The 24627-nt window shown below is 65.6% G+C and carries 29 protein-coding genes and 2 pseudogenes; 12 read left to right on the plus strand and 19 right to left on the minus strand.

What is annotated here, in order from left to right:
- Positions 1-14: 14 nt before the first annotated feature.
- The 8 genes from RPIT_RS13750 to RPIT_RS13785 form a co-directional block, all read right to left on the minus strand.
- Positions 15-1100: an EpsG family protein gene (locus RPIT_RS13750; protein WP_077343963.1), complete on the minus strand. Its 1086-nt coding sequence runs from the start codon at positions 1098-1100 to the stop codon at positions 15-17.
- Complete coding sequence (locus RPIT_RS13755) at positions 1097-1924, minus strand: glycosyltransferase family 2 protein (RefSeq protein WP_162274576.1); 828 nt, start codon at positions 1922-1924, stop codon at positions 1097-1099. Before RPIT_RS13755 ends, RPIT_RS13750 begins: the two co-directional genes overlap by 4 nt.
- A 79-nt stretch (positions 1925-2003) precedes the next feature.
- Entirely contained in the window at positions 2004-3110 is a 1107-nt protein-coding gene (locus RPIT_RS13760) for a glycosyltransferase family 2 protein (RefSeq protein WP_162274577.1), read from the minus strand.
- A gap of 11 nt (positions 3111-3121) precedes the next feature.
- Entirely contained in the window at positions 3122-4216 is a 1095-nt protein-coding gene (locus RPIT_RS13765; protein ID WP_162274578.1) for a glycosyltransferase family 4 protein, read from the minus strand.
- Position 4217: 1 nt separating this feature from the next.
- The gene (locus RPIT_RS13770; RefSeq protein ID WP_077343967.1) at positions 4218-5141 is read right to left on the minus strand and encodes a transketolase family protein; all 924 of its coding nucleotides are present in this window, start codon (positions 5139-5141) and stop codon (positions 4218-4220) included.
- Positions 5138-5983, minus strand: coding sequence for a transketolase (locus tag RPIT_RS13775; protein ID WP_077343968.1), 846 nt, complete (start codon positions 5981-5983; stop codon positions 5138-5140). Before RPIT_RS13775 ends, RPIT_RS13770 begins: the two co-directional genes overlap by 4 nt.
- On the minus strand, positions 5980-6933 hold the full coding sequence (locus RPIT_RS13780; protein ID WP_077343969.1) for an aldo/keto reductase: 954 nt from the start codon (positions 6931-6933) through the stop codon (positions 5980-5982). The genes RPIT_RS13775 and RPIT_RS13780 overlap by 4 nt, the downstream gene beginning before the upstream one ends.
- Positions 6920-7663, minus strand: a complete 744-nt coding sequence (locus RPIT_RS13785; RefSeq protein ID WP_077343970.1) for a sugar transferase — start codon at positions 7661-7663, stop codon at positions 6920-6922. Before RPIT_RS13785 ends, RPIT_RS13780 begins: the two co-directional genes overlap by 14 nt.
- 240 nt (positions 7664-7903) lie before the next feature.
- On the opposite strand from RPIT_RS13785, the gene RPIT_RS13790 reads away from it, so the two are divergent.
- Both RPIT_RS13790 and RPIT_RS15100 read left to right on the plus strand, forming a co-directional pair.
- Entirely contained in the window at positions 7904-8278 is a 375-nt protein-coding gene (locus RPIT_RS13790) for a cytidine/deoxycytidylate deaminase family protein (protein WP_077343971.1), read from the plus strand.
- Between the two features lie 97 nt (positions 8279-8375).
- Positions 8376-8501: a hypothetical protein gene (locus RPIT_RS15100; RefSeq protein ID WP_162274579.1), complete on the plus strand. Its 126-nt coding sequence runs from the start codon at positions 8376-8378 to the stop codon at positions 8499-8501.
- A gap of 12 nt (positions 8502-8513) precedes the next feature.
- On the opposite strand, the gene RPIT_RS13795 is transcribed toward RPIT_RS15100, so the two are convergent.
- Positions 8514-9119, minus strand: a complete 606-nt coding sequence (locus RPIT_RS13795; protein ID WP_077344346.1) for a GyrI-like domain-containing protein — start codon at positions 9117-9119, stop codon at positions 8514-8516.
- Between the two features lie 329 nt (positions 9120-9448).
- Here RPIT_RS13795 and RPIT_RS13800 point away from each other — a divergent pair, with 329 nt between their 5' ends.
- A complete protein-coding gene (locus tag RPIT_RS13800) occupies positions 9449-10393 on the plus strand; it encodes an MFS transporter (RefSeq protein ID WP_077343972.1) in 945 nt (314 codons plus the stop codon).
- Positions 10394-10405: 12 nt separating this feature from the next.
- Here the strand turns inward: RPIT_RS13800 and RPIT_RS13805 are convergent, their stop codons facing one another.
- The 3 genes from RPIT_RS13805 to RPIT_RS13815 all read right to left on the minus strand — a co-directional run bounded on the left by RPIT_RS13805 (position 10406) and on the right by RPIT_RS13815 (position 12440).
- Positions 10406-11167 carry a VapC50 family PIN domain-containing toxin gene (locus RPIT_RS13805; protein WP_077343973.1) on the minus strand — a complete coding sequence of 254 codons (762 nt, stop codon included), beginning with the start codon at positions 11165-11167 and terminating at the stop codon, positions 10406-10408.
- Positions 11168-11272: 105 nt separating this feature from the next.
- Entirely contained in the window at positions 11273-11626 is a 354-nt protein-coding gene (locus RPIT_RS13810; protein ID WP_077343974.1) for a glycosyltransferase family 2 protein, read from the minus strand.
- Between the two features lie 136 nt (positions 11627-11762).
- Positions 11763-12440 (minus strand): NAD(P)-dependent oxidoreductase, encoded by a 678-nt coding sequence (locus RPIT_RS13815; protein WP_162274580.1) that lies wholly within the window; start codon positions 12438-12440, stop codon positions 11763-11765.
- Positions 12441-12719: 279 nt separating this feature from the next.
- Between RPIT_RS13815 and RPIT_RS13820 the strand changes: the two are divergent.
- A pseudogene (locus tag RPIT_RS13820) lies at positions 12720-14082 on the plus strand (IS1380 family transposase).
- Between the two features lie 127 nt (positions 14083-14209).
- On the opposite strand, the gene RPIT_RS15105 reads toward RPIT_RS13820, so the two are convergent.
- The 6 genes and pseudogenes from RPIT_RS15105 to RPIT_RS13840 all read right to left on the minus strand — a co-directional run bounded on the left by RPIT_RS15105 (position 14210) and on the right by RPIT_RS13840 (position 18302).
- Entirely contained in the window at positions 14210-14347 is a 138-nt protein-coding gene (locus RPIT_RS15105) for a hypothetical protein (protein WP_157633356.1), read from the minus strand.
- Positions 14344-14694, minus strand: coding sequence for a hypothetical protein (locus RPIT_RS15855; protein ID WP_218121636.1), 351 nt, complete (start codon positions 14692-14694; stop codon positions 14344-14346). The genes RPIT_RS15105 and RPIT_RS15855 overlap by 4 nt, the downstream gene beginning before the upstream one ends.
- Positions 14643-15098, minus strand: a complete 456-nt coding sequence (locus RPIT_RS15860; protein ID WP_218121635.1) for an aldolase/citrate lyase family protein — start codon at positions 15096-15098, stop codon at positions 14643-14645. Before RPIT_RS15860 ends, RPIT_RS15855 begins: the two co-directional genes overlap by 52 nt.
- A pseudogene (locus RPIT_RS13830) lies at positions 15095-15658 on the minus strand (sugar transferase). The gene RPIT_RS15860 and the pseudogene RPIT_RS13830 overlap by 4 nt, the downstream one beginning before the upstream one ends.
- 280 nt (positions 15659-15938) lie before the next feature.
- On the minus strand, positions 15939-17414 hold the full coding sequence (locus tag RPIT_RS13835; RefSeq protein WP_077343976.1) for a tyrosine-protein kinase domain-containing protein: 1476 nt from the start codon (positions 17412-17414) through the stop codon (positions 15939-15941).
- Positions 17415-17585: 171 nt separating this feature from the next.
- A complete protein-coding gene (locus RPIT_RS13840) occupies positions 17586-18302 on the minus strand; it encodes a hypothetical protein (protein ID WP_077343977.1) in 717 nt (238 codons plus the stop codon).
- A 153-nt stretch (positions 18303-18455) separates the two neighbouring features.
- Here RPIT_RS13840 and RPIT_RS13845 point away from each other — a divergent pair, with 153 nt between their 5' ends.
- From RPIT_RS13845 to RPIT_RS13865, 6 genes are read left to right on the plus strand one after another with little or no spacing between them, the layout of a single operon-like run.
- The gene (locus RPIT_RS13845) at positions 18456-19235 is read left to right on the plus strand and encodes an ATP-binding protein (RefSeq protein ID WP_077343978.1); all 780 of its coding nucleotides are present in this window, start codon (positions 18456-18458) and stop codon (positions 19233-19235) included.
- Positions 19232-19504, plus strand: coding sequence for a PqqD family protein (locus RPIT_RS13850; protein ID WP_077343979.1), 273 nt, complete (start codon positions 19232-19234; stop codon positions 19502-19504). Before RPIT_RS13845 ends, RPIT_RS13850 begins: the two co-directional genes overlap by 4 nt.
- Entirely contained in the window at positions 19497-20387 is an 891-nt protein-coding gene (locus RPIT_RS13855) for a nucleotidyltransferase family protein (RefSeq protein WP_162274581.1), read from the plus strand. The genes RPIT_RS13850 and RPIT_RS13855 overlap by 8 nt, the downstream gene beginning before the upstream one ends.
- A gap of 22 nt (positions 20388-20409) precedes the next feature.
- Entirely contained in the window at positions 20410-20781 is a 372-nt protein-coding gene (locus RPIT_RS13860; protein ID WP_077343981.1) for a PqqD family protein, read from the plus strand.
- Complete coding sequence (locus RPIT_RS15270; RefSeq protein ID WP_162274582.1) at positions 20760-21698, plus strand: endonuclease/exonuclease/phosphatase family protein; 939 nt, start codon at positions 20760-20762, stop codon at positions 21696-21698. The genes RPIT_RS13860 and RPIT_RS15270 overlap by 22 nt, the downstream gene beginning before the upstream one ends.
- Complete coding sequence (locus tag RPIT_RS13865; RefSeq protein ID WP_162274583.1) at positions 21695-22249, plus strand: arsenate reductase/protein-tyrosine-phosphatase family protein; 555 nt, start codon at positions 21695-21697, stop codon at positions 22247-22249. Before RPIT_RS15270 ends, RPIT_RS13865 begins: the two co-directional genes overlap by 4 nt.
- 62 nt (positions 22250-22311) lie before the next feature.
- Here RPIT_RS13865 and RPIT_RS15110 read toward each other — a convergent pair whose 3' ends face one another.
- Positions 22312-22614, minus strand: coding sequence for a hypothetical protein (locus RPIT_RS15110; RefSeq protein ID WP_143028282.1), 303 nt, complete (start codon positions 22612-22614; stop codon positions 22312-22314).
- A gap of 230 nt (positions 22615-22844) precedes the next feature.
- Between RPIT_RS15110 and RPIT_RS13875 the strand changes: the two genes are divergently transcribed.
- A complete protein-coding gene (locus RPIT_RS13875) occupies positions 22845-23162 on the plus strand; it encodes a helix-turn-helix domain-containing protein (RefSeq protein WP_157633339.1) in 318 nt (105 codons plus the stop codon).
- Positions 23163-23179: 17 nt separating this feature from the next.
- On the plus strand, positions 23180-24109 hold the full coding sequence (locus RPIT_RS13880) for an integrase core domain-containing protein (RefSeq protein WP_226996274.1): 930 nt from the start codon (positions 23180-23182) through the stop codon (positions 24107-24109).
- Positions 24110-24627 lie beyond the last annotated feature (518 nt).

Genomic DNA, 24627 nt, shown 5'->3' on the forward strand with positions numbered 1-24627 from the left:
CCTACCTTCCGGAGTCACTGCACCGCTCCTTGACGCTCCCAGATGAAACGAAAGTCATTGAGTGCGCTGGAACCAGAAACCTCGGTATACCAGTAGACGGCGAAGAGCAATGTGACAGCGGCGCGCGTGAGTGCAGTGAGCCTTCGATTCGGAAAATCGATCAGTCTAGGCAGCACCAATGGCAGGAACGCGGTGGTGTAGATGCTGAACCGAGTTAGGTAGGCGCTCCAAGACGCCGCGAGTACCACAGCCGCGTGAACGACCGCCATGTTCCGATAGAACCACTGTCCGTCGGCGCGAGTTCTGACGCCGGGTGACCAATAGAGGAGGACTGGTGCTACGGCCACAGCGACACGCAGCGGGTTGATCGAGTGGGTGACGTACTCCGTCACTTCGAAGCCTTCATCAGCCCTCTCGAAGAGGCTGATCATGAAGTCGGATGAGTACAGGGCACCCAACGCTAGAGCGGCCAACAGAACCACCATGCGTCTGCTGAGTTGCTTTGTGGGTACGAGGTACAGGACCGCCATAGCTAGAGCGCTGATGTGAATTGATGATGCGACCACGACAACCAGCGCGTACGGTATCAACCGTCGATCGACGATGAACCGATGCCCTGCGAAAATCACGGCACAGGCAAGGAACTGGCGAACGCCGTTGAACGAGCCATGCCAGGTGCCGACGAAGACGATCAGCAGCAGGCTCATCCCAACCGCGTTTGTGTGCTTCACCGTGGTCCAGAGGATAGGGATCAGGGTGAGTGAACTCGCGGCGAACATGAAGACAGCGGCATCGTCGCTGATCTGGGATGTTGCCCAAGCTAGGCCCTTGATTCCAGGCTCATCGAACGCCTGTAGGGCGGTGATGAACTCGGCGCCGCTTTGGGAGTAGCCCTTGTAGTAACCGAAGTAGTCCGTGCCGATTCCCCACCTCAGACCAGCCACACAGACCAAGACAGCTGCAGCAGCAGTCAGGCAGATGCGCGTGCTCGTCGAGAACGAAAGCCCGTTGGCCAGCTTCGTATCTACGGCTGGGTCGAGCTGGTAGGTGAGGACCAAGAGGTAGGCAAGAAGCGCAAGAGTCACCCAGTACGGAGTCATCGCGACTCCCTATTCGGCCGATCGTGCCGCGACGCACGGGACTGTGTCCACGCTCGGTGGAGATCGAATACCCGGTAAGGGACAAATATCTTCATGAGGTTCGCGAGTTCGCGGATGTAGGCGCTGGGTGGATATCCAAGCATCCAAGCGCCCTTGAACGACGTCGCGAAGCTGCCAAGCCGTCCCCAGGGACGTCGTCGGCGAATCGCGGCCGCATCCTCCCGGACTCGATACAAGGGCTCACTCAGATTCCTCCCCCTGAGCCCTGCGGCGAAGAACTTGTACCAAAGGTCCAGGTCTTCGCAGCGCTCGGTGCGCCAAGACACGGTGTAGTTGCCTACTGCATCGAACACGGCGCGCCGCGCCAGGACCGTTGCGTGGAAGAAGGGAGCGCCTGAGGCCCTGGCGAGAACCCACCTGTCGGGGGCCTCCGCAGCTGGTTGGACAACCTCTCCCAACCCCCCGCCGTTGAACCGACGCATTGCGGTGCCAACAAGGTCGACATCAGCGTGGTCATCCAGGTAAGCCAGCTGCTTCTCAAGGCGGTCGGGCTCAGAGAGGTCGTCCCCATCCATGCGGGCTATGAACTCGCCCCGGGCGGCGTCGAGGCATCTGTTCAGTGAATAGGCCAACTTCCGGTTCACCGGATTGGTAAGGACAGTCACCCGCTCCGCCCCCAGCGTGCTGCGGAAGCTTGCCAGGATCTCTGCTGTCTCGTCGCTGGACCCATCGTCACAGATCACGAACTCCCAGTCGGTGAAGGTCTGTGCCGCGATCGATGCTAGCGCTGCCTCAAGGGTCGTTTGAGCGTTGAGAACAGCCATGATGATGGATACTCGGGGAGTCGTCATGCGCAAGTTCCCTCCAGCGCAGGGGCGGAGGTTGCCCCCTCAACGGTGCACATCAGGCCGTCCTCCGTTGTCTTCCGAAGAGGTCGCCTAGGCGCCGCGAACCGGGGGTGCGGCTCCGGTGGTCGATGATGGCCTGCGCACCAGCCAGCATGGTTGAGACAACCAGCGCATTGCCCGCCTTGGCTGCTCCAAAGAACACGCGCCACGAAATCGGGAACCAACGCAAGTCCAGTTCCGCAACGGCGGCACGATACTCATCGTCGAGTAGCAGGTTTCGAACCGCTTGAACTGTGCGCACCGGGCCCTTGCGAGAGCGCAGTGCGTTAAGGCCAAGTCCGATGATGCTCAGCGAAATCCGGTTTGCCAATGCCTGGGTGAAGGATGGGCCAAGCTGGTGGTCGGAGATGAAATCCCGCATCCGCCGGTGCAACTCACGCCATTGTCCAGGCAGGCCGGGCTTATAGCTTTGGGTCAGCGACGTCACGTTGTCGCGACGATAGTGATAGAGGTGGCTGTCTAGGTAGTAGGCGCTTGAGGCCCGCGAAAGAACCTGCAGGTTGAACAGGGCGTCTTCGGCTGTCCCGATCACACTAAGGTCGGTGAACCGTGCGTCAACGCTAGTGATCAGTTGCCGACGATACAGTTTTCCCCACACAGTGACGAGGGCGTCTGCGCTGTCGGGGTGCGCTAACTCCTCGTCAAGCAGGCCAGCTATTCGTCGACACACCAACTCCCTGGTGTCTTCTTTGCTGAAGCGACCCGGAGTGAAATTGAAGAAGTCCCGCTCAAGCGAGAGCCCGGCATACTCTCGGACGTAGGGCCAAAGAACCACATCAACGCGATGGAGTTCAGCGGCTGATACGGCGGATGCCAGGGTCTCCTCGCCAAACCAGTCGTCCGAATCGAGAAAAGCAACGAACTCACCCCGCGCATGGTCCAATCCCGTGTTCCGGGCAGCTGAGACCCCCGAGTTTGACTGATGGAACACCTTCACCCGTGAGTCGCGTAGGGCGAACGCATCGCACATGACCGGCGACTCGTCCGTTGACCCGTCGTCGATGAGGAGCAACTCGAAGTCAGGGAACGACTGGCGTAGAACGCTGCCAACAGACTGTTCAAGATACTTGGCCGTGTTGTACACGGGCACGATCACACTCACCGCAGGACTTGTCACGCCGCCTCCATGATGGCAGCGACATAGCTGTCCACGACGGCGTCTCTACCGAACTCGAGTTCCATCTTCTGGCGGGCGGCCAGTCCCATCTGGCGCCGCTGTTCCGTGGGTAGACCCGTGAATCGCTCCACGCACTCCGCCAGAGCCGGAGCGTCCTTGGCCGGGAACAGGAAGCCGCTAACCTCACTGTCGACTGCCTCGCGGCATCCTGGGATGTCGGACACCAGACAGGGACGGCCAGCTGCGCTTGCCTCGAGGATTACGTTGGCCATGCCTTCGTGATGTGAAGGATGGATAAGGCAGTCTGCTTGTGCAAGCAGTCCTCGCACCTGCTCCTGCGAAACCCCACCATGAACGATGACGGGGTAGTCTGCGGCAACTTCCAGGAGCCGCTGTCGATAGGACTCATCCTCATACCAGCCCACGATGTGGAACTCCACGTCATCGCGGTGCGCGCAGACTTGCTTGATTGCCTCAAACAGTTGGTCATAACCCTTGTCGCGCCGGACGCGCGCGACGGCGATGAATCTCGTCACGTCCTGCTTCTCGGGGTAGGGCACCAGCGGGTTCTCCGCAAGATTGACGCCTGCCCCTGAAACAACCGTCGAGTTCCCTTCCGCAACGACGTGCCTGTCGAGGAAGAGCTGCCTATTGCTCGAGTTCTCGAACATGACTCTTGAGGCTCCGCGGAGCGCCAAGCGGTAGAGAAGGGTCATGCCGGTGCGCAAGAAGCCCGGCTGCTGGAATGTCGCTCCGAGTCCCGTTACAGCGCTCACGAGTGGCACGCGACAGATCTGACTCGCGATCCCGCCGTAGATGTTGGGCTTCGCAGTGAAGGTCACCAGCACGTCAGGCCTGGCTGACCGAACAATCTTCATGAAGCGCACCAGCGTGCCCAACTCTTCGATTGGGTTCGTGCCGAAGCGGCTGAGTGGTAGCTGGGTGACAGAGCACCCGATCTCCGCGAATGCTTGGTTCCTGTCGTCAACGGGCAGAACCAGTTCCACCGCATGCCCGTCTGAGACCAGGCGCCGCAGCAATTCGCGCCTGAAGTGAAAGACACTGGTGTAGTCGTTCGCGAAGACGAGCACCCTAGCCATTCAGTACCTGACGCACCCGCTCGGTGATTGCCCTCGCGCTCATCCCGTAGGCATCTCGCAGATACTTCTGGGTGCCAACGATGCTGGAGTAGCGGTCGTCCAGGCCGACGCGTGCCAGGCGCGCGCGGGGGCTGGGCAACTCGGCGAGCACCTCCGCGACCGATCCGCCTAGGCCACCGACCACGTTGTGTTCCTCGACGGTCACGAGGGTGTCGAACCGTTGGGCGAGGTTGACGATGGCCTCAACATCGATTGGCTTCACCGTCGGGAACGACACCACCGCCACCTGATGGCCATCGGCGGCGAGCGTGTCCCTGGCCTCGATCACCTCGTCGCCGATGGCACCCGTGAACAGCAAGGCGACGCCTTCGCCGTCGGAGACGGGCAGGGCCTTTCCGATCTCGAACTCCTCGGCTGGGGTGCCCAGATTGGGCTCACCGCCCCGCCCGAGCCGCAGGTAGCAGGTGCCCGGCTGGGCGTAGATGGCCTCCGTCGCGAGCTGGGCCTGGGCCGCGTCCGACGGGGCCATGACGGTGACGTTCGGGAGTGCCCGCATGATCGCCAGATCCTCAGTGGCGTGGTGGCTCATGCCCAGCGAGCCGTAGGTGAATCCGCCCCCCACGCAGACGATCTTCACGTTGGCCTCGTGGTAGGCGCAATCGTTGCGGATCTGCTCGATCGCACGCAGCGTCGGAAAGTTGCCGATCGAGTAGGTGAACACCGTCCTGCCCTCCAGCGCCATGCCTGCGGCGAAACTGGTCATGTTCTGCTCGGCGATCCCGGCGTTGGTGAACTGATCCGGGAAGCGCTCCCAGAACGGCTTGAGCACCCCGAACCCGAGGTCGCCCGTCACGAGATGGACGTTGGGATCCTTCTCCGCCAAGCCCATCAGCGTTGAGACGAAGCGATCCCTCATCGCGCGGACGCCTTGACGCTCTCGCCGTTCAGCGGCCGCTGGGCATTCAACTCCGCCACCGCGCCGTCGTACTCCTCGCCCTCATGCGGGAAGCGGTAGTGCCAGAGGATGTTCTGCTCCATGAAGGAGATCCCCTTGCCCTTGATGGTCTCGGCGATGATGACGGTAGGTTTGTCGGAGCCGCGGCAGCCCTCGAGCGCCGCAGTCAGCGCCTCATGGTTGTGCCCGTCCAGTTCGATGGTGTTCCAGCCGAAGGCGCGCCACTTGTCGCCGAACGGGTGCAGCGCGATGGTGTCCTCGCAGAAGTCCAGGCTCTGCATGCGGTTGTGGTCGATGATCGCAACGAGATTGCCCAGCCCATAGTGATTAGCCACCATGGCCGCCTCCCATACGGAGCCCTCGTCGCACTCCCCGTCGCCGAGGATCACGAATACTCGGTGCGCCTTCCCGTCCTTCTTGGCGGCGTATGCCATGCCGGCCCCCACGGAAAGGCCGTGACCGAGCGAACCGGTTGAGAGGTCCACCCCGGGCACCCCCTTATGGGAGACGTGGCCGGAGAGTCGGCTGCCGTCGGAGTAGTGGGTGCGCAGTTCCTCCACGTCGAAGAAGCCCCGCTCCGCGAGCGCCGCGTAGATGGATGCCCCGGCATGGCCCTTGCTGAGGATGACGCGGTCGCGATCTTCCCATTCAGGGTCTTCTGGCCGAACGTTGGCGATCCCGGCGTAGAGCACGGCCACGATGTCGGCTACGGACAGGATCGAACCGATGTGCGAGCCGCCGGACAGATGGGTCATTTCAACGCCGTGACGTCGGATGCGCCAGGCCAGTTCCAGACTGTTCACACCAGGGCTCCTTCGTAGTCGGAGACCGCATCAAGGTCTGCACGGGCGCCAAGGGGAAGGCTCCAACTCAGGGCCTCGAGGTTGGCCTTGAGTTGCTGCACGTTCTTGATGCCCACAATCGCGACGCTCCCGGGGAGCGAATCGAGGATCCACCGGATGGCAACGGAGGGCACGCTCTTGCCGAAGTCGCGGGAGAGCTGCCGGAGAACCTCCACGATCCGCAGGTTGCGCTGCAGCCTCTCACCGTGGAAGTTGACGTAGATGGGCCTGCTGCGTCGGTCATCTGGGCCGAAGGTGCTGTTGGCGCCGTACTTGCCGCTGAGGATTCCCTGACCGAGGCTTCCCCAAGTGAGTGGCGAGAGGCCGAAATCGCTCGCGAGCAACTGGATGTCGGGCTCGTTCGAACGGCTGGCGAGGCTGAACTCGTCCTGGAAGCTGACGAACCTGCCCCGGTGGGGAGCCAGCTCAGACGCATGGGAACTGCCGACGTTGGACAGGCCGATGTGGCGGACCTTGCCTTGCTGCTGCAGGTCCACCAGCGCGGCGACGACGTCATCGAGCGGTGTCACGCCGTCGCGGTAGTGAATCTGGTACAGGTCGACGTAGTCGGTTTGGAGCCGGCGCAGGCTTGCTTCTAGCGCCTTCGTGATCCACGCTGGGCTGTTGTCGTAGAACGTGCGCCCACCCTCAACCCGGACGCCGAACTTGGTGGCGATAACCGCCCTGTCGCGTCGCCCCTTCAGCGCCTTGCCCAGGGTTCGTTCTCCCTCGCCAAGCCCGTAGGTGTCTGCCGTGTCGAAGAAGTTGAGCCCGTGGGCGAGCGCTGCCTGGATGGCGTTGCCGACATCGTCTCGCGACACCGCTCCCCAGCCGTGCCCGCCCATGGGGCAGCCGCCGAATGCAAGGCGGGACACCTGCAGGCCGCTCCGGCCGAGTTCAGTGATCTCCATGAGACCCTCCTCCTGGGAAGACGTGACGCATAACGCCCTGGACAGCCCGGAGCACGGTGTGCACGAACAGTCGGAGATCGGTGACGGGGGACAAGCGGGCGACGTACTTGATCCGCAACTGGTTCTTTCGGGGGAGCACCTCACGCTCATAGACGGCATCGGCGTCCCCGGAGCCGACTACCGAAGCGAGATTCATGAACTCGAGGGAACTGAAGTCCGTGATGCCCGGACGAACCTCGAGGATGTATTCCTCCAGGCCTGAGTACTGGCTCGTGTACTGGAGGAGTTCCGGCCGTGGGCCGATGAAGCTCATCTCGCCACGGAGGATGTTGAACAACTGCGGGAACTCGTCAAGCTTCGTCTTGCGCAACACAGCACCGACTCGGGTGATGCGGGCATCCCCCAAGGCGGTGGTGCCGCCACCAACCTGATCAGCGTTCCTGACCATGGTGCGGAACTTGAGAATGCGAAAGGGCTTGCCGTGCAGCCCGCCTCGCTCGCCCTGGTAGAGCACTGGGGAGCCGGAGGTGAGGAACACCGCTGCGGCAATAGCCAGCAGCACCGGAGCGAGGATGATGATCATCGGCACCACGAGGACTAGGTCGATGAACCGCTTGCCGAACCGGTTGTACACGCCCGAGACCCGCCGCTGGAGGCGGCGTGCTGTCACGGCGGAGTTGGCCGTGCCGGGCGCTGAGTTGCCGTCTTGTGGCGTGGCACTGGCGCTCATCACGCCACCTGCCGCGTCGCTCTATGGGCCAGCCAAAAACGCCTCTGAGCTACTATGCCCAGAGGCGTACGGATTGAGTTTTCCCCCCGGACGGTCACGATACGGAATTATATCGGTTGGCCTATGGACCAACCAAAGCGCCCCGGTGTTGGGTCCACTGGGTGGGCATCTTTGCAGATGCGGATGCACCCCCGCTGGGCGAGCCGCATGGGCGGAGCGGGCCGGACTTACGATCGGCAGATGAGCCTACCCAGCTTCGACGACCTCGCCCTCGACACCGCGCGACTCTGGGCCTCCCGCAGCGCCGACCCAAAGGTCCAGGTGGGCGCGTGTCTCTTGGACCGGTGGAACCGGGTGGTGGGCGTCGGCTACAACGGCCGCGCCGCCGGGGAGCCCAACGAGCGCGAAAGCCTCGACCAGGGACACAGCGGCTTCATCCACGCGGAGGTCAACGCGCTGCTCGCGGCCAACTGGAACGGCGAGGGGCACACGCTGTTCGTCACCCACGAGCGGAGCTACACCGAGACGGCGCGCGCCGACGCTGGCCTCCCGTCGGGGGCTCAGATCCTCCGCGACGCTGGGCTCACGGTCGAGCTCGGGCTCGCCGCTGGTTAGCGCCACCCCACTCGGTATCACCCTGTGCTAGCTTGCGGTCACGTGCACCCTGGCCGGCGACGTCAGCCCGACTGAGTTGCGGCCTAAGGCCCAGGCGGTGGAGCAGGCGATCGCCCACCTCACCTTCGGGCCCTACTCGAAGTCGGGCCTGATCGAGCAGCTCGACTTCGAGGGCCTCACGCCCGAGCAGGCGGAGCACGGGGCCACCGCGGCCGGGCTCTGAGCCGACGCCGTCTCAGGCCTCGCGCACCGGCTGCCGCAGGATGGTGCGCAGCTTCGCCGGGGCGGTGCGGCGGGCGTCGCTGAGGTAGATCTCGTGGTGCTTCCCCGTCATCGCGAGTCCGGCGTCGGGGATGACGCGCTCGTGCATCTCCGCCAGCACCGGGCCCTCGTCGTCGTACGGCCCGACGTGCAGGGTCTGCACGCAGCGACCCTCGTCGAACGTCTCGAGCCGCAACGCGTCGACGCGCGGGGCCTTGGCCGCGACGGCCGCGCGGGCGCCGTCGAAGTGCTCGGCTGAGATCCAGTCGGGCATCATCAGCAGCAGCGTCCACCGCCACAGCGACTTGTCGCGGCGCGACGTGAACGCGGCCGGGTCGTCGGCCCACCAGAGGCCCTCGAGCGGCATGACGGTGAAGTCGCGGCCCAACTCCTTCTTGCTGAAGAACTTGAGCTTGTAAGCCACCGGGTACAGCGTCTCCAGCGACTCCCGGTAGCCGACGGCGGTGTTCGGGTCGCCCTCGCCGTCGAGCATCAGGAACCGCAGTGGCGCGACGGTGACGACGTCGAAGCGACCCTCGCGTGCCTTGTAGGTGGCGATTTCGCGCTTGAAGTCGGTCATGCCTCGCAGGCTAGCCTGCGGGGTAGTGTGGCGCGGGTCGATTGGAGGCGGGTTGCTGCGACTCATTCTGTGGCCGGTGCTGGTGCCGTCGTTCCTGTACGGGGTGGGGCTGGGCGCCGTCATGCCGGTCATGGTGCTGGCGGCCCTCCAACTCGGGGCCAGTTCCGCGTTCGCGAGCGCCATCGTCGCGATCACGGGTGCGGTGTCGCTCGCCGTCACGGTGCCGGTCGGGATGCTTATCGACCGGATCGGCGACAAACGCGCCATGGCCGTCGCCACGGGCACCGCCGCGGCGATGACGGCGCTGGCTGACGATCGTCGCGCTGGCGGTGCCGTCGCGGTGGTCGCTCGCGCTGTTCGTGGTGTCGATCGTGCTGCGGACCCCGGCGTCGGTGGGCTGGAACCTGGCGCGGCAGGCGGTCGTTGCGGAGGCCGTGCCCGCAGCGATGCGGGGCAAGGCGATGACGGCGCTCGGCGGCACCATGCGGGCGGGCAACCTGGTGGGCCCCCTCTGCGGCGCGCTGCTGCTCTGGCGGTTTCCGCTGTGGTCGGTGTTCGCGTTCGCGGTGGTGACGGCGCTGCTCGCGACCGTGCTGCTGTTCATCCCCGCGCTGAACAGCCGCTTCGACGCCCAAACCCAACGCAACAAGGCCGCCCGTTCCCCGGAGGAGCTGACGGCGCGAGTGCGGTGGGGCGCGGTCACCGTCGCCGGGATCGCGATCACGACCCTCGCCGTCCTGCGCGTCGGCCAACCCATCCTGATCGCGCTGTCGGGGGTGCACCTGGGGTGGACGGAGTCGCAGATCTCCCTGATGGTCGATGTGGGCGCGGCGGTCGAGCTGGTGCTGATGTTCCCCGGCGGCTACTTCAAGGATGTGCTGGGTCGCTCGCCTGTCCTGATCGCCTGCCTCCTCATCTACGGCGCGGGCTTCCTGCTGGCGCCGCTCTGGCCGACGACGGCGGGCTTCGTGGTCGCAGTGGTGGTGATGAGCGTCGGCAACGGCCTCGGGGCCGGGATCAACATGACGATCGGCGCCGACCTCTCACCGGCCACCGGCAGGGCGCGGTTCCTCAGCATCTGGGCGATGTACAGCCAGGGCGGCGCGCTCGGCGGGCCGCTGGTGATCTCCGGGCTGCTGCTGGTCGCGTCGCTCCCGGTGGCGATGACCGCGGTCGGCCTGTGCGCCGTCGCCGGGGCCGCGTGGACCGCGGGTTGGGCGCGCTTCCTCGACCTGCCCAAGGGCCTCGGTCGCCGACGGCGCACCTCCGGGTGAGCCACCCGGTGGTCAGTAGAGCTTCGCCCGGGCGGCATCCACGAACTTCGGCACACCGGCACGGGCCAGTGCCACCAGGAGGTCGTCGATCGTCATCGCTGGCGACTCGTACCCTTCGACGAGTTCGACCAACGCCCTGAGCGTCGGTGCGTGGTAGAGGTCGAGTTGATCGAGGAGGAAGTCGTCGAGGTGTACGACTTCGAGGTCGAACCGCTCAACGGACTCAAGCGAAGAGTGCCTTGTGTTGAAGGTGACGAGCACCTCGGCACCACCGCGGACGGCGGCAGCCAAGACGTGCCTATCCTTCGGGTCGTTCGTCATCATGGACGCCAGACGGATGTCCCGAATGACATGCTGTGGCGCTAAGCCGGATTGGAGCGCGTTCAAGCCCAGGCCAAGGACGCTGAGGGATACGCGGTTCCGCAGTGCTTGTTCGAAGTCGGGACCGAGAGAGTGGTGCGCAATGTGCTGCTTCATCACTTCAGGTAGGCGACTCCATTGGTGTGGGAGTTCTGGCTTGTATCGCGTGGTCACCGACGTTGCGTTATCGCGTCGGTAATGATATAGGAAGCGGTTAACGTAGCATGCCTTAAAAGCATGTGTAAGGAACTGGAGGTTGAACAGCGCGTCCTCCGAGGTCCCGATCAACGCCAAGTCGACGAAGCGAGCGCCACTGCCCACTACCACCTGTCTGCGAAACAGCTTGGCCCATGCCGTCACAAGGGCGTCGGCGTTCTCCGGGGTGCCCAGTTCCTCCCCCAGGAGACCGACCATGCGACGACACAGCAAGTGCCGAGTCTCTTCAGCGTCGAAGCGACGGTGATCGAACTCAAACAACCTCTTGGGCAAAGAGACGCGCTCGTACTCCCGAACGTAGGGTCACAGCACAACGTCGGCTCCAGAAGCCAAGGCCGTCTGGCGGGCGACCGCCAGGGTCGCCGCGTCAAACCAGTCATCGCCGTCGAGGAACGTGATGAACTCCCCGAGCGCCAGTTTCAACCCTGCGTTCCGGGCCGCTGACAGGCCGGCATTGGGTTGATGGACCACGCGCACCCGGTCGTCGCGGGCCGCGTACGCATCACACAGGGCTGAGGAGCCATCGGTCGATCCGTCGTCGACAAGGAGCAGTTCGAAGTCCCCGAAGGTTTGCGCCAAGACGCTGTCCAAGCACTGAGTTAGGTAGGGAGCCACGTTGTAGACGGGCACGATGACGCTGATCGCGGGCGTGTTCATTGCGCACCTTTCGCCAGGACACGGCTGGTATCTCTGATGTATGAACGTCTGCGGGGTGAATGATTGCCAATCCGTGCCGCCGTGGCCGAGAGGTAGACGAGGATGATCTCGATCGGGAAGAACTTGGCGCGGTGCCTCATAGCCGTCCCGTACGTGCCCACTCCCAGCGAGAAGATGAAGTAGCTGACGACGATGGTGAGCAACAACAGGGCCAGTAGCACGTCGCGGCGAGGTTGGCCGGTCCTGCAGCGACGGAAGCCTGCCAAGGCAATGGACTCAAGGCGAACATCTCGAACACGTCGAGCGCGACGCCGCGGAACCGGCCTTCGTCGAGCGCTGCGAGGAGCGCCTCTTGATCGACGATGCCGCCGCGCGACACGTCGACCAGGACGGCGTCGGGCTTCATCAGCTGCAGGGCGGCGGCATCGATGAGGTGCCTCGTCCCCGGTGTCAACGGCAGCGCCAGGATCACCACGTCCGCAATTCTCAAGGCCGCGCCCAGGTCGGCGGCGCCGAACGTCATGTCGGCCAGCGATGACGGCCTGTCCTCGGAGTTCACCGCCACGATGCGGACATCGAATCCCCGGAGGCGCTTGGCCACCTCGCGCCCGATGTCGCCGAAGCCGACGATCGTCACGGTTGACCCGGCGAGTTCCGGCAAGTCGCGATTCTTCACCCAGCGGTGCTCCTGTTGGTGGCGCCAGAAGTCGCGGCTGCGCTTGTAGAGCTGGAGCACTTGGGTGACCACCCATTCTGCCACCGGAATGCTGTACACGCCGGTGGCGCTACGCAGGTCTACCCCGCGCTCCTCCAACTCCCGCACCGGGGCGCGGTCGAGGCCGGCGCTGGTCAGGTGAACGAAGCGCAGCTGCGGAAAATCCGAGTGGTGGTGATGGAGGAACAGGCCATTGCACACGATGCCCTCGACGTCGGCGGCCCCCGCTGGCCTCGATCGTTCATGGTGGAGTGAGCGACGCCTGCTGTAGATAGGCCGGAGTGCCTTCTGACTACGAGATACTTGGACATGCGACTGTTCAAAACCCCTGAAGTGGAAGGCACTCCGTAGGTGAAGCGTACTTCGTGGTCTGCCGGTATGTCAGTGACTGGCGATGGTGGCGCGGTGATCGCCCACGTCGGCAGCATCGGGCTGAGGATGCTGGCCGAGAACACCGGCCTGACTGGGGCGTTGTCCGTGTCGATGGCACGGCGTTCGTTCGTTCCCTCGGTGCATGACCGTGGTCAGGTACTGACCGATGTCGCGGTGCTGCTCGCTGATGGCGGGGAGGCGATCTCGGACATCGACGTCTTGCGCCACCAGCGGCAGATCTTGGGGCCGGTCGCGTCTGCTCCGACGGTGTGGCGGGCGTTGGATGAGGTCATCGACGCCAGGCGGAGGAAGATCGCCACGGCCCGGGCCCGTGTCCGGCGCCACGTCTGGGCCCAGCTGACAGCCGCCGGCGGTGTCCCGGCCTCGAAGGTCGCCGGGACCGACCTCGGAGAGACGATCGTGTTGGATGTTGATGCCACGATCGTGGTGACCCACTCGGAGAAGGAGTTGGCCGCCCCGACGTTCAAGAGGACGTTCGGGTATCACCCGATCGGTGTGTGGTGTGACAACACGGGCGAGTTCCTCGCCGCCTCGCTACGGACGGGTCGGGCAGGCTCGAACACCGCCTCCGACCACATTCAGGTCCTCGGGGAGGCGATCACTCAGATCCCGATGCCGTCTCGCCGGAACCTGTTGATCCGCTGCGACGGGGCCGGAGCCTCGCATCTGTTGCTGGACTGGCTTCATGCGCAAGGCCAGGTCAGAGGCCGAATCCTGGACTACACCGTGGGGTTCACGATCGGGGAGAACGTGCGCGATGCGATCACGCAGGTGCCCGACGGGTCCTGGTCCCCGGCGCTGAAGGCCGATGGTCAGGTCCGAGAGGGTGGGGAAGTCGCCGAGATCACCGGACTGCTCAATCTCGATGGCTGGCCAGCGGGGATGAGGGTGTTCCTTCGCCGTGAACGTCCCCACCCGGGGGCCCAACTGTCGCTGTTCGAAGCCCACGACGGGTGGCGCTACCACGTTCGTCACCAACACCGCCAGCGGGACTCTCCAGTTCCTCGAGGCCCGGCATCGGGCCCATGCCCGAGTCGAGGACCGGATCCGTCACGCCAAAGACTCGGGCCTGGGACGGTTCCCCTCACGCGAGTTCAGCATCAACCAGACCTGGCTGACCCTGGCCATGATCGCCGCCGATCTGGTCGCCTGGCTCAAGCTCCTGGCCCTCGACGGCGACCTCGCCAAGGCCGAACCGAAAGCATTCAGATACAGACTGCTGCACGTCCCGGCCCGACTCGTACACGGCGCCCGACAGCGACGGCTGCGACTACCCAAGACCTGGCCCTGGGCCGAGGACCTCGTGGCCGCGTTCGACCGAATCGCCGCGATCCCACCACCGACCTGACCCCAACCGTCCGCCACTACCCGAGGAAACCTGAAGAACCGCCCACCGGCAGCGTCAGCCGGCCAACAACCACGCCCTCACCCGCCCCAGCCCTCAGATCGGGCTCCGACAGCCCAGCTGACAGGTCTCAAGCCGCCTCAAGAAAGAGGGAGGCTGGGAGCGGGGCGGCCTCGTCGGCCATGAACACAACGTCGTGGCCGAGCCGGCGCAGCTCGTCCAGGTGACGCTCGTCCCTGGTCAGGGCCGACGTGACGAGGAGCCTCATGCAGGGACACCTGCGCTGATGGCCTGAACGGGACGCACCTTCGCTGAGAGGTGGGGGCCCTTGCGGGCCGCGATCTCCGCGACCACGTCTACGACCTGCTGACGGTTGGCCTCGAAGAAGCCCGCGTCCATGGCCGACAGCGTGGCTTCGTGCTCGCGGAGGTCGCAGAAGGCCCGCGACAGGATCGCCATGCTCGAACCGAGCCGGACGTGTTCTGCCACGATGCGTTCCGCCGGGAGGTCGCCCCTGCCGAGACGCGCGACCCCGCCGAAGCCATAGCGGACGCCGGCCTGGCTCAGGCGACGGCAGAGGCTCTCGACGGTGCCGTCGGTGAGGAGCTCAAACATGAACTGCATCCCGTAGCCGAGGCCTCGACCGCCCCCGGCGTCTCCAGGAGGAGGCACACCTGGGCGCGTCCGCTGATGAGGCTGATGAACTCGGCGACCTCGCCGCGGTGGGTGAAGTACGGCAGCATCAGGATCTGCGCCCCGGCGGCGATGACCGTGTCGATCTCCTCCGCAGATCCCTCGTGGACGGGGTTCACCCGCACCAGGAGCTGAGACGTGGTCAACACCTCGGCCACTGCCCGGACGTCCTCGAACGTGTGATCCGAGATGACGGTGTCCAGGTGCCCCTGGCGCGCCATCTTCCCGTGGATCTCCAAGTCGACGAATACCCAGTCGACCCCGCCGTCTTCGGCGATCTTGGCCACAACCGGATCTTTGGTGATGTACATGAGCGTCATTGTCATGACGTCGCCTCCTCTGTGGTGTCGGTGGAACCCACCCGCGGCGCAGCCGTCTGTGTGGTGTTGACGTTGTCGCCCATGGACAGGACCTTCACGACCGTTCTGGCGAGGATCCGGAGTTCGAACATGATCGACATGCGGTCGATGTACTCGACGTCGTACTGGATGCGACGTGGCCAGTCCAGGCTCTTGGGACCGTTCACCTGCGCCCAGCCGGTGACCCCTGGGCGGACGCTGAACCGTCGGCGCTGTTCCGGCGTGTACTCGTCCTACGGCCAGGGGTGGTAGGTCAAGGTGGGCCGGGGTCCGACGATCGACATGTCTCCCCGCACGATGTTGACCAGCTGGGGGAGTTCGTCCAGGCTCGTGCGACGAAGGAATCGACCCACACGAGTGACGCGCTGATCACCGGCCGCCTCGTAGACGCCGCCGGATTCGGCACCCACGTTCATGGTGCGGAACTTGTACATCCGGAACGCTCTGGCTCCCAGCCCGAGGCGCTCCTGGGAAAAGATGGCCGGCCCCGCCGATCCGGCTTCGATGGCCAGCGCTGTCAGGCCCATGACGGGGGAGAGCACGACCAGCGCGGTTGAGGCGAGCACAACGTCAGCGGTGCGCTTCAGCAGCAGGAAGACGGGGCGGTTCGGCGCAAGTGCGTCCCCTCCGAGGGAGGCGGTCAATTGATTCCCGACCCAGCCGCGAAGGACGTCAGCCCAGCGGAGGACCGCAGGTCACGAAAGCCATCCATCCAGTTCCCCCCAAACCGTGAACCCAATCTCGCCTCGACGATACCTTCGCGCCGTGGCGAGGCAAAATCGTGACGGGATCCGCTCACCAGCGCCATCACGCAACCGGACGCCTCGGCTCGGCCAACTCCGCGGCTTGATCGTCGGTCTCCACGAGCTTCGTCACCCGACGTGCCCGCTCCCGACGATGCGGTTTCTGAGCCTCGTCGGTGCGGTAGTACTTCGACGTGTAGCTGCCGTAGCCGTAGCCGAAGGTCGCCTCGCCGAGGTCCTTCTTGGCCACCTTGTTGAGCACGACACCCAGCAGGTTCCCGTCCACCTGGCGCAGCTTGTGGGCCGCGACCTCCAGCTGTTCGCGTCGCGTGGTCCCGGACTGCACAACCACCACGGCGCCGTCGGCTGAGGCGCTCAGGAGGGTAGCGTCGGTGACCGGCAGGAGCGGCGGGGCGTCGATGATGACCATGTGAGCCTTGCTGAGGTGCTCGATGAGGCTCCTCATGCGGCTGGAGCCAACCATCTCCGCCGGGTTCGGCGGAATCCGCCCTGCCGGCAGGACCTGCAGGTGCTTGTGGTCGGTGGCCTGCATGGCGTCGCTCAGCTTGATGGTGCCGGCGAGGACCTGGCTGAGGCCGACGGCGCCATCGAGCCCGAGGCGCTCCGCCTGAACCGGCCTTCGGAGGTCGGCGTCGATCAGGACGGTGGGTTCGCCGGCGTCCGCGAACATGGCCGCGATGTTGGCCGCGAGCGTGGACTTGCCCTCGCCCTCGTTGGACGAGGTGATGACGATGCTCTTCGCGGGGTTGTCGACGCTGACGAAGCGGAGGTTCGTGCGGATCTGACGGATGGCCTCGGCGGCGGCACTGCTGCCGGTGACCAGGGCGCTCTCCCCGGCGAGCTCGGCGGCCGCGGGCACGATCCCCAGCGAGCTGGTCTCGGCCACCTCTTCCGCCTCGTGGGCGCGCCGGATCCGCCGGTCGAAGCTCTGGCGACCGACCACGATGCCCAGACCGAGCAGCAGGCCCAGCGCGGCGCCCAGGGCCAGGTTGCGGACGTAGTTGGGGGAGACGGGGGTGGTGGGCGTCTGGGCCAGCTCGACGGGGACGATCCTCACGACGGTCTGGCCGGAGCTCTCGCCGGTGATGGTCAGGGTCTCCAGCGCGTTGGCCTCCACCGAGGTCGCGCGGATGGCGGCATCGGCGAGCGACGCGGCAAGCTCGGGGGAGTCGGCGGTGGCCCTGATGCGGAAGATCACTCCGTCGACGGAGCCCTCCAGGTTCCCGACCACCGGGCCCGTTGACGGGAGCGCCAACTCCTCCGCGATCCGGTTGGCCACTGAGCGGCTCTGCACCAGGGGGAGGTACGTGCCGGCCTTCTCGGCTGCCAGGGTGCTGCCCGCGAAGGCGTCACCTACCGTTGCCGAGTTGCCGGCGACCACGTAGCCCGCAGACGTCGCCGAGTAGAGGACCGGTTGCGTGAGGGAGAGGGCAAAGGCGAGTGCCAGGCCCACGGCCAGCGACGCGACGATCACCAACCATCCACGGCGCAGCAAGCCCCACATCTGTTCCAGTCCCACTTGCAACTCCCCTGCGGATCGGCGCTCACTACAGCGAGCAGCGCACGTGCACGCCTGATCTCGTGCACGTGGTTCATTCGTACGGACTTATGTGACGGCGACCACTTTGGCCGGGGCCAGCTGTCCTGGTTATCTCAGCGCCCATTCGAAGGTGGGGCGGCCGCTGTCTACTTACGTCGTCCCTGTTTCCTCCACCGTGACGGAGTTGCCAGCGGCGTCTCTCAACACCGCCGTCACCGTGTAATTGACGTTATTCGAGATCCCTTCAAACGTCACCGTCCATGGCGCGGCAGTGTACGACACATTCTGGTCGCTGTACGTTTTACCATCATCAGTTGTGATACTGACCGTTCCCGACACAGCAGTCGTCTCGACAAGCGCGCCGGAAAACGTCAGCTTCTTCGGACTGCCGGTCCCTTGATATGTGGTGCTGGCAATGGTCGGGGCCACCGTGTCCTTCACGACGGTGTTGGGACCAGCGACCGAGACCTTCGGGGGCCCAGCCACAGCCGCCGTGCACGCGATGGTGCCCTGGGGGAGCGAGGCCGCGGGAATTTCGTAAGACCACGAGCCACCGGCGGCGACAACACCAACAGAAAAGCCACCCGTTGCCGAGATGGTGACGGTCGCACCAGGCGTCGCAGTACCACTCACAGTCACCGTCGAAGCCAAATTGCTCTCGTTGATGTAGTAGTTGCTCGGGGCCCCCTCGGGAGAATCGTTCACGACGACGGATCCAAAGGTGACAGTGTCGCCCGAGGCGGCGAACGCCGGGGTTGCGCCCAAGACCATGACAGCCGGGACGCCCCAGCCGATGCCACGAGCGATGGTCCGGCGGTCCACGGGAATTCGTCCGAAGTCCTTGGCGGTCTCGATCGTTTCGTCCATGGGAAGCGGTCCTCTCGTTGGGCGCGGCACCTTAACGGCGCTGACGTCGGCTGTAGCCTAACATGAACTGACCACCGGCTTCGCGCTTGAGGCCGTTCCCGGTTCAACCGTTTCGCTAGGTCGCGTCGCGCGTCCACCAACTAGCCTTGGTCCATGTCCTGTCACCTGCGGCTAGCGGCTCTCGATACGGTGCTGGACGTGGAGTGGCCAGCGCTCACCCCCGTGACGTTCGTGGAGGCCCTCACCCACGCCTGGTCGCGTTGTGTCGTCGACGAGCAGGCGCGGCGAACCGCCCCATCCGTCGGAGCCCTCTCGATCAAGAGTCCGGCCGACGATGACGAGGCGATCCGCGCCGCGCTGCAGCGGCTCAGCCAGGATGTCACCCACCGTCTCATCGCCGCCCAGACCGGCCGCCTGCTCATGTTCCATGCGGGTGCCGTGAGCGATCCCGCCACCGGATCGACTCTCGTCTTCGTTGCCCCCAGCGGCACCGGCAAGACCACACTGGCGCGGCTCCTAGGACGCACGTACTCGTACCTGACCGACGAGACCGTGGGAATCGATCCCGCCACTGGCGGGGTCCGCCCGTATCCCAAGCCCTTGTCCGTGTCGCACGGCGGTGGGTGGCGGAAGGTCGAGACCTCGCCGGAAGACCTCGGGCTCTTGCCCTCGCACCCGGAGCCGGTCGTCTCCAGGATCGTGTTGCTGAACCGGAATGAGGGTGCTCCGCCTTCAGTGGCCACGGATGAGTTGGGCACCCTGGACGCGATCGCCGCGCTCGTGCCTGAGACGTCCGCGCTCAACCGGCTGCCGCGTCCCCTGCACGCCGTCGCCGGCCTACTAGACCGCGCCGGGCCGTTGCTGCGGCTGACGTACCGCGAGTCGGGAGATCTCGTGCCGCTGGCGTCGCAGCTCATCGAGGGGACCCCATGACCACGCTGTACGCCCAATCGACACCCATCGACGCCCTGGAGGTGGGCGGCGAGTCTCTCGTCCTGCTCCCGCCCGACCGGCTGGTCCGGCTGTCGCCGATCGGCACGGCCATCTTCGCGGCTGCGGCGAGCCCCTGCTCGGCTGAGACGATCGCCGCGCTCGTCGGTGAGCAGTTCGGGCCACCTGAGGATGGCGACACGGTGGCCGCGGTCCGCCAGTTCTGTGCCGATTTGGTCGAGGCAGGGGTGCTGGGGGTCGTCGATGGCTGAACTGCCGACTCTCCCCATCCCGCTGAGGGTTCACCTCGCGCACGCCACAGTGCAGGCGATCGCGGACGAGGCCAGTGCAGACGTCCTGCACATCAAGGGGCCCGCGGTGGCCCCGGCACTCCGGCCCGAGGGGCGATCCAGCGCCGACGCGGACGTCCTCATCCGCCCGGCCCACCTGCATCGCCTCCTGTCCGGGCTGCGGCGACACGGCTGGCACCAGGTGACCGGGCTGCACAGCACCGATCTGATCCGGCACTCGACCAACTGGTACCACCCGCAGTTGGGTCAGCTCGACGTCCACGTCCGGTTCCCCGGGATCCAGGCGCCAGCGGAGCGGGCCTTCGACGTGCTGTGGCGGGAACGCGGCCAGCAGAACGTCGCCGGCAGGCCGTGCGTCGTGCCCAGCGTCACTGGACAGCGGCTCATCCTTCTCCTGCACGCTGCGCGCAGCCTTCAGGCCAACGCCGCCGACATCCGGGCCGCCTGGCGGACAGCCTCCGACGCCGAGCGCGGCCAGACGCTGGCCCTGGCACGCGAGCTCCAGGCAGAGGTGGCCCTCGCGTCGGCGACGGGCGACCTCGACCAGTACCGCGATCGGCCCGAGTACGCCCTCTGGCAGTTGTATGCGGAGAACCGCACCACGACGACCGGGTTCAGGAGGATCGCGGCGGAATTGAAGGCTGCCCCGGCCGATTTGCGCTTCGTGCGGCTACGCCTGGGTTGGTACGCGGCCGGAGTCGTGGTCCGGACGCCCCAGCGCCTCACCGCCGACTTGGCGCGCAGGCCGACGCTACGGGAGGTCGCGGCGGCCTACGGCCAGCTCGTGAGGCGTGGAAGGGACCTCGTCGTGCGCAGGCGTCCGGTTAGACGAGACCGTCCATGATGTCTGCCGTCATAATCAGGCCATGACGAGCGAGCGCAGCCACGCGGCCTACAGGGCCCCCGACAACGTGGCATGGATCGATGGCGCCGCCTTGGACATGGGCGAGGAGCTCTACCTGACCAGGATGCCGGACGGCCATTCGGTCCTTCTCGCAGGCAGCGCCCGCCTGATCTGGTTGGTCGCGGCCGAGGGCGGAGACGTGCTGCCCGGTGTCGCAGAACTCGTCGGTATGCCGCCCTCGGAGATAGCCGACGACGTCGCGCAGTTCCTCGATGATCTGGTCTCACGAGGGTTGTTGACCCGCGACCATCGCCCCTCACGAAACCGTGGAGAGCAGATACCGATGCAGCCCACGCTGGGAGGAGGGGCGCCATGCGGGGGAGTGTGCAACTGATCGCGTGGCTGCTGCTTCTCGCGGCTGGGGCGCTCGCCGTGCTGCACCTGTTGCCTCGCTCGCAGCTACTCAGCAAGACGGTCGTCGTCGCGGCATCGTTGATACCTTACGGCCTGCCACTCGCCATCATCGGGCTCCTGCTGCTGGCAGTGACCGGTTCGCGGCCTCTGGCCCTTGTGTTGGCGGGTGCCGTCCTGCTGGCGCACATTCTCATCGCCCGGCCCTACTGGCCCGCTCGGGCCCCCACGCCGCCGGAGGAGCCGATCACGGTGATGACCATGAACATGCGCTGCAACTCCCCGGGCGCGGAGGATCTCGCGAGGCTTCTGCGGGAGTCCGCCCCCGACGTTGCCGTGATCAACGGGTTGGACCCCAGATCCCGCGATGACATCATCGGTGAGCTGGCTGAACGCTATCCCACGGCGGAGTTCGTCCCCCTTCCCACGTACCCCGTCTGCGGCACAGTCCTGTTAACCCATCTGCCGTTCGATGGGTGGGTAGCTGGGCAGCGGCATCCGACCGCGCTGTTGCGGGCGCCGGGGTTCGAGTTCGCGCTGGTCGCCGTCGACTTTCCCACACCCACCCATGGCCTGGGGCCCTGGCTGGACGCCTTCGACGGGTTGATCGAGGACATGCCCTCACACACGGGTCGGTCTGTGGTGGCCATTGGCGACTTCAACGCTGTGCCCGAGCATGAACCCATGCGGCGGTTGCGGAAGGAGACGGCGCTGCGGAACGCCGTCCTCGAGTCGGGGTTGGGATGGTTGCCGACGTTCCCCGACGACAGGGCATACCCTCCACTGGTCGCATTGGATCACGCGCTGGTAACCCCGGACTTGGTGGCGTCGTCGGCGTGGACGGCGTCGGTGCCAGGGCAGGCGCATCGGGCGTTGCTCTTGACGGTTGGCCCCACGTGACGGCGCGGCACGGGCCTTACACGGTGCTGTTCGTCTGCACGGCCAACATTTGCCGGTCGGCGTACGCGGAGGCCGCGGCCCGGGCATCCGCCACGGAGGAGATAGCGTTCATGTCGGCGGGCACCCATGCCCTCGTCGGCGAGGGGATGGACCCGCCCATGGCGGCCGAGCTTCGGGGGATCGGCGACGCGGCCGCCCACCGGGCCCAACAACTGGCGCTCCCGCTGGCGCAGGAGGCAGATCTGATCCTCACCATGGGGGCGCAGCATCGTCGATACATCCTCGACGAGTGGCCGGCACTGGCCCACAAGACGTTCGTCATCGGGCACGCGGCGCGGGTGCTGGCCGAACTGCCCCCTGAGGTTTCCCTGGAGGGGGTGGCGGACCACCTGTGGCGAAACCGGACTGTCCAGAAGGGAGACGAGGTGGCCGACCCGTATCGCCGGGGGCCCGAAGCAGCGTCAGTGGCAGCGCGCCAGATCGACGCGAACTTGGCCGTGATTGTGGAGGCGCTGTCGCGGCTGAGCCTGGCCTCCCGCCACAGGCCCTAGCGCTCAGTGCCTTCCGCGTCCTCGCGCGCTCATGGCTGCGGCGCGGAACGTCATGCGCAGGCCTACAGGTGGCTTGCCGGCTGCACCGCGGCCCGGACGAGGGCCAGGGTCGTGCGGGTGACCGCATCAGGGTCGCCTCCCGACTCCATCAGGCGCATCGCCGACTCGATCACCCCAGCCACCAGGCGAGCTGTGATCGCGGGCTCCGGCACGTCCAGTTGCTGCAATGCCCGCAGGAACGGCGCCATCTGATCTCGATGCAGTTCGTCCAGGCGCGCCCGGCACTCGTCCGGCAGCTGCGCAGCCGCGAAAGCTGCCGCCGGTCGGTGCGCTCCCTCGGCTGCCTGCCGCAGCGTTTCGCGCACGTAGGCGTCGATCAGTGGGAGGGGATCGGTGATCCCTCGAGGGCGGTGGCGAGCTGGGCGTTCGAGCGTGGGAACGAGTCCTCGATGATGGCCGCGAGTGTCGACGGCGCTCGAAAAGTAGACAGTTTCGGCGCTTGAAAAGTGGACACCTCTAACACGATTGGAGAGTGATTGTCGCGCGTCAGACTTAGTGGCAGGGCTGTTATGTAGGTCCTGAAGGAGAGTCCGACATGGGAAGACCACCAGTGATTCCGGTGGAGAAGAAGACCAGGATTGTGTTGAGCATCTTGGCTGGAGAGATGACGATCGCTGAGGCCGCTCGGCGGGAGAAGGTCAGTGAGCAGTCGATCGGTCGGTGGAAGGCTGACTTCCTCGAAGCGGGCAAGGCTGGGCTGGCGGCGGGTAGGTCTGGGCCCTCGACCCGGGAGCAGCAGTTGGAGGCGGAGGTCACTGAGCTGACTCAGGCGTTGGGTGAGGCCGCTGTCGAGATTCGGGTGTGGAAGAAGTCGGCGGAGGGCAGGTTGGGCCCTTCGAGGACCTCGAGGTGATCCGCAGGGAGGCGGGCATGTCGACCGCGAGGTTCGTGAAGCTGATCGACATGCCCGAACGCACGTGGCGCCGGTGGCAGGCCAAGGCCCGTCAGGATCGCCGTCCGAAGGGGCCGTGGCCCCAGCCGGCTCGTACGGCTGCGCGGGATCTGGTGGTGGGTCATGCGCTGGCTAAGCCGGCGTGGGGGCATCGCAAGATTTGGGCGTTGACCCGTCACGCCGGACACGAGGTCTCTCAGGCGACCGTGCTGCGGCTGCTGCGTGACGAGGGCCTGCTACTGGCCTCGGAATACCAGAAGCAGCGCCGTGACCTCGCCGCTGACCGGAGGGCCGCGTTCGCGAAGACCCCTGATGGCCCGAACCAGGTGTGGCAGTTGGACTTCTCCGAGTTCGAGACCACCTCGGGTGGGACGTGGCGGATCGCAGGATGCCGGGATTGGTACTCGAAGTATGAGCACCCGTGGCATGTCTCACCCACCGGGAACAAGCACGACGCGATCGCCGCGGTCGAGCTCGCGTTGGCTGACTACGAGGCCCTGTTCGGACACCCGTTGGCCGAGGCCTGCCCTATCGATGAGGTCACTGGGGAAGTGCTGCCCGTGGTCACTATCGTCACCGACAACGGTGGCCCGTTCAGGTCGTTGGACTTCGAGTTGTTCATCACCTCGCACCCCGAACTCCAACACGTCCGGACCAGGGTCAAGAGCCCCGGGCAGAACGGCTCACGCGAACGCGGGTTCGGGACATTGAAGTACGAACGCTTGTTCCTCGACGAGATCGCCGACGCGCTCACCCTGGTCGAACGAGCCGAGGACTACCGCATCGAATACAACACCCAGCGCCCCCACGAAGCGATCGCCTGGAACCGGCCCCTCGAGGTCCACCTCGGCCGCGCCAGCACGACAACACCCACCTTTGAACAAGAAGAAATCCTGCCAACTACTTGACGCGGGACAGGGATGCCCAACTGCTCGCCCACCTGGTTGCAGGCCCGCTTGACTGGGATCCCCGGGTTCTCCTTGATCGTCTCGTGCACAGTGCGGACCGCACGCTCACGCAACTCGTCGTTGTACTTCCTTGGTGCAGGCATGACTCCACTCTCCTGTAGAGGTCAAGACCCTCCACCAAACCCGGGGTGGTTCAATGCCCATCATCCCGAACCCCGACCGTTCAGGAACTAACGGCACGCCGCGCTAGCCCTGTCGAGCGGACTTGCTATGACCCGCTGGCCTCACCCAACCGTGACGGACAGGGGACCACAAAGTACGCTTCACCTAGGGAGCGCCTTCCACTACAGGGTCTTGAACAGTCGCAAGTCCAAGTATCCCGTAGCCAGAAGGCACTCCGGCCCATCCACCGCACGCGTCGCCCACTCCGCCATGGATGATCGAGGTAAGCGACGCCGGCCCCTGACTACGCGTGGACATAACGTGAGTGTCGCCTGTCATTTGACCCGGACTCATGC

Source organism: Tessaracoccus flavus (assembly GCF_001997295.1).
In the GTDB taxonomy this organism is placed as follows: Bacteria; Actinomycetota; Actinomycetes; order Propionibacteriales; family Propionibacteriaceae; genus Arachnia; species Arachnia flava.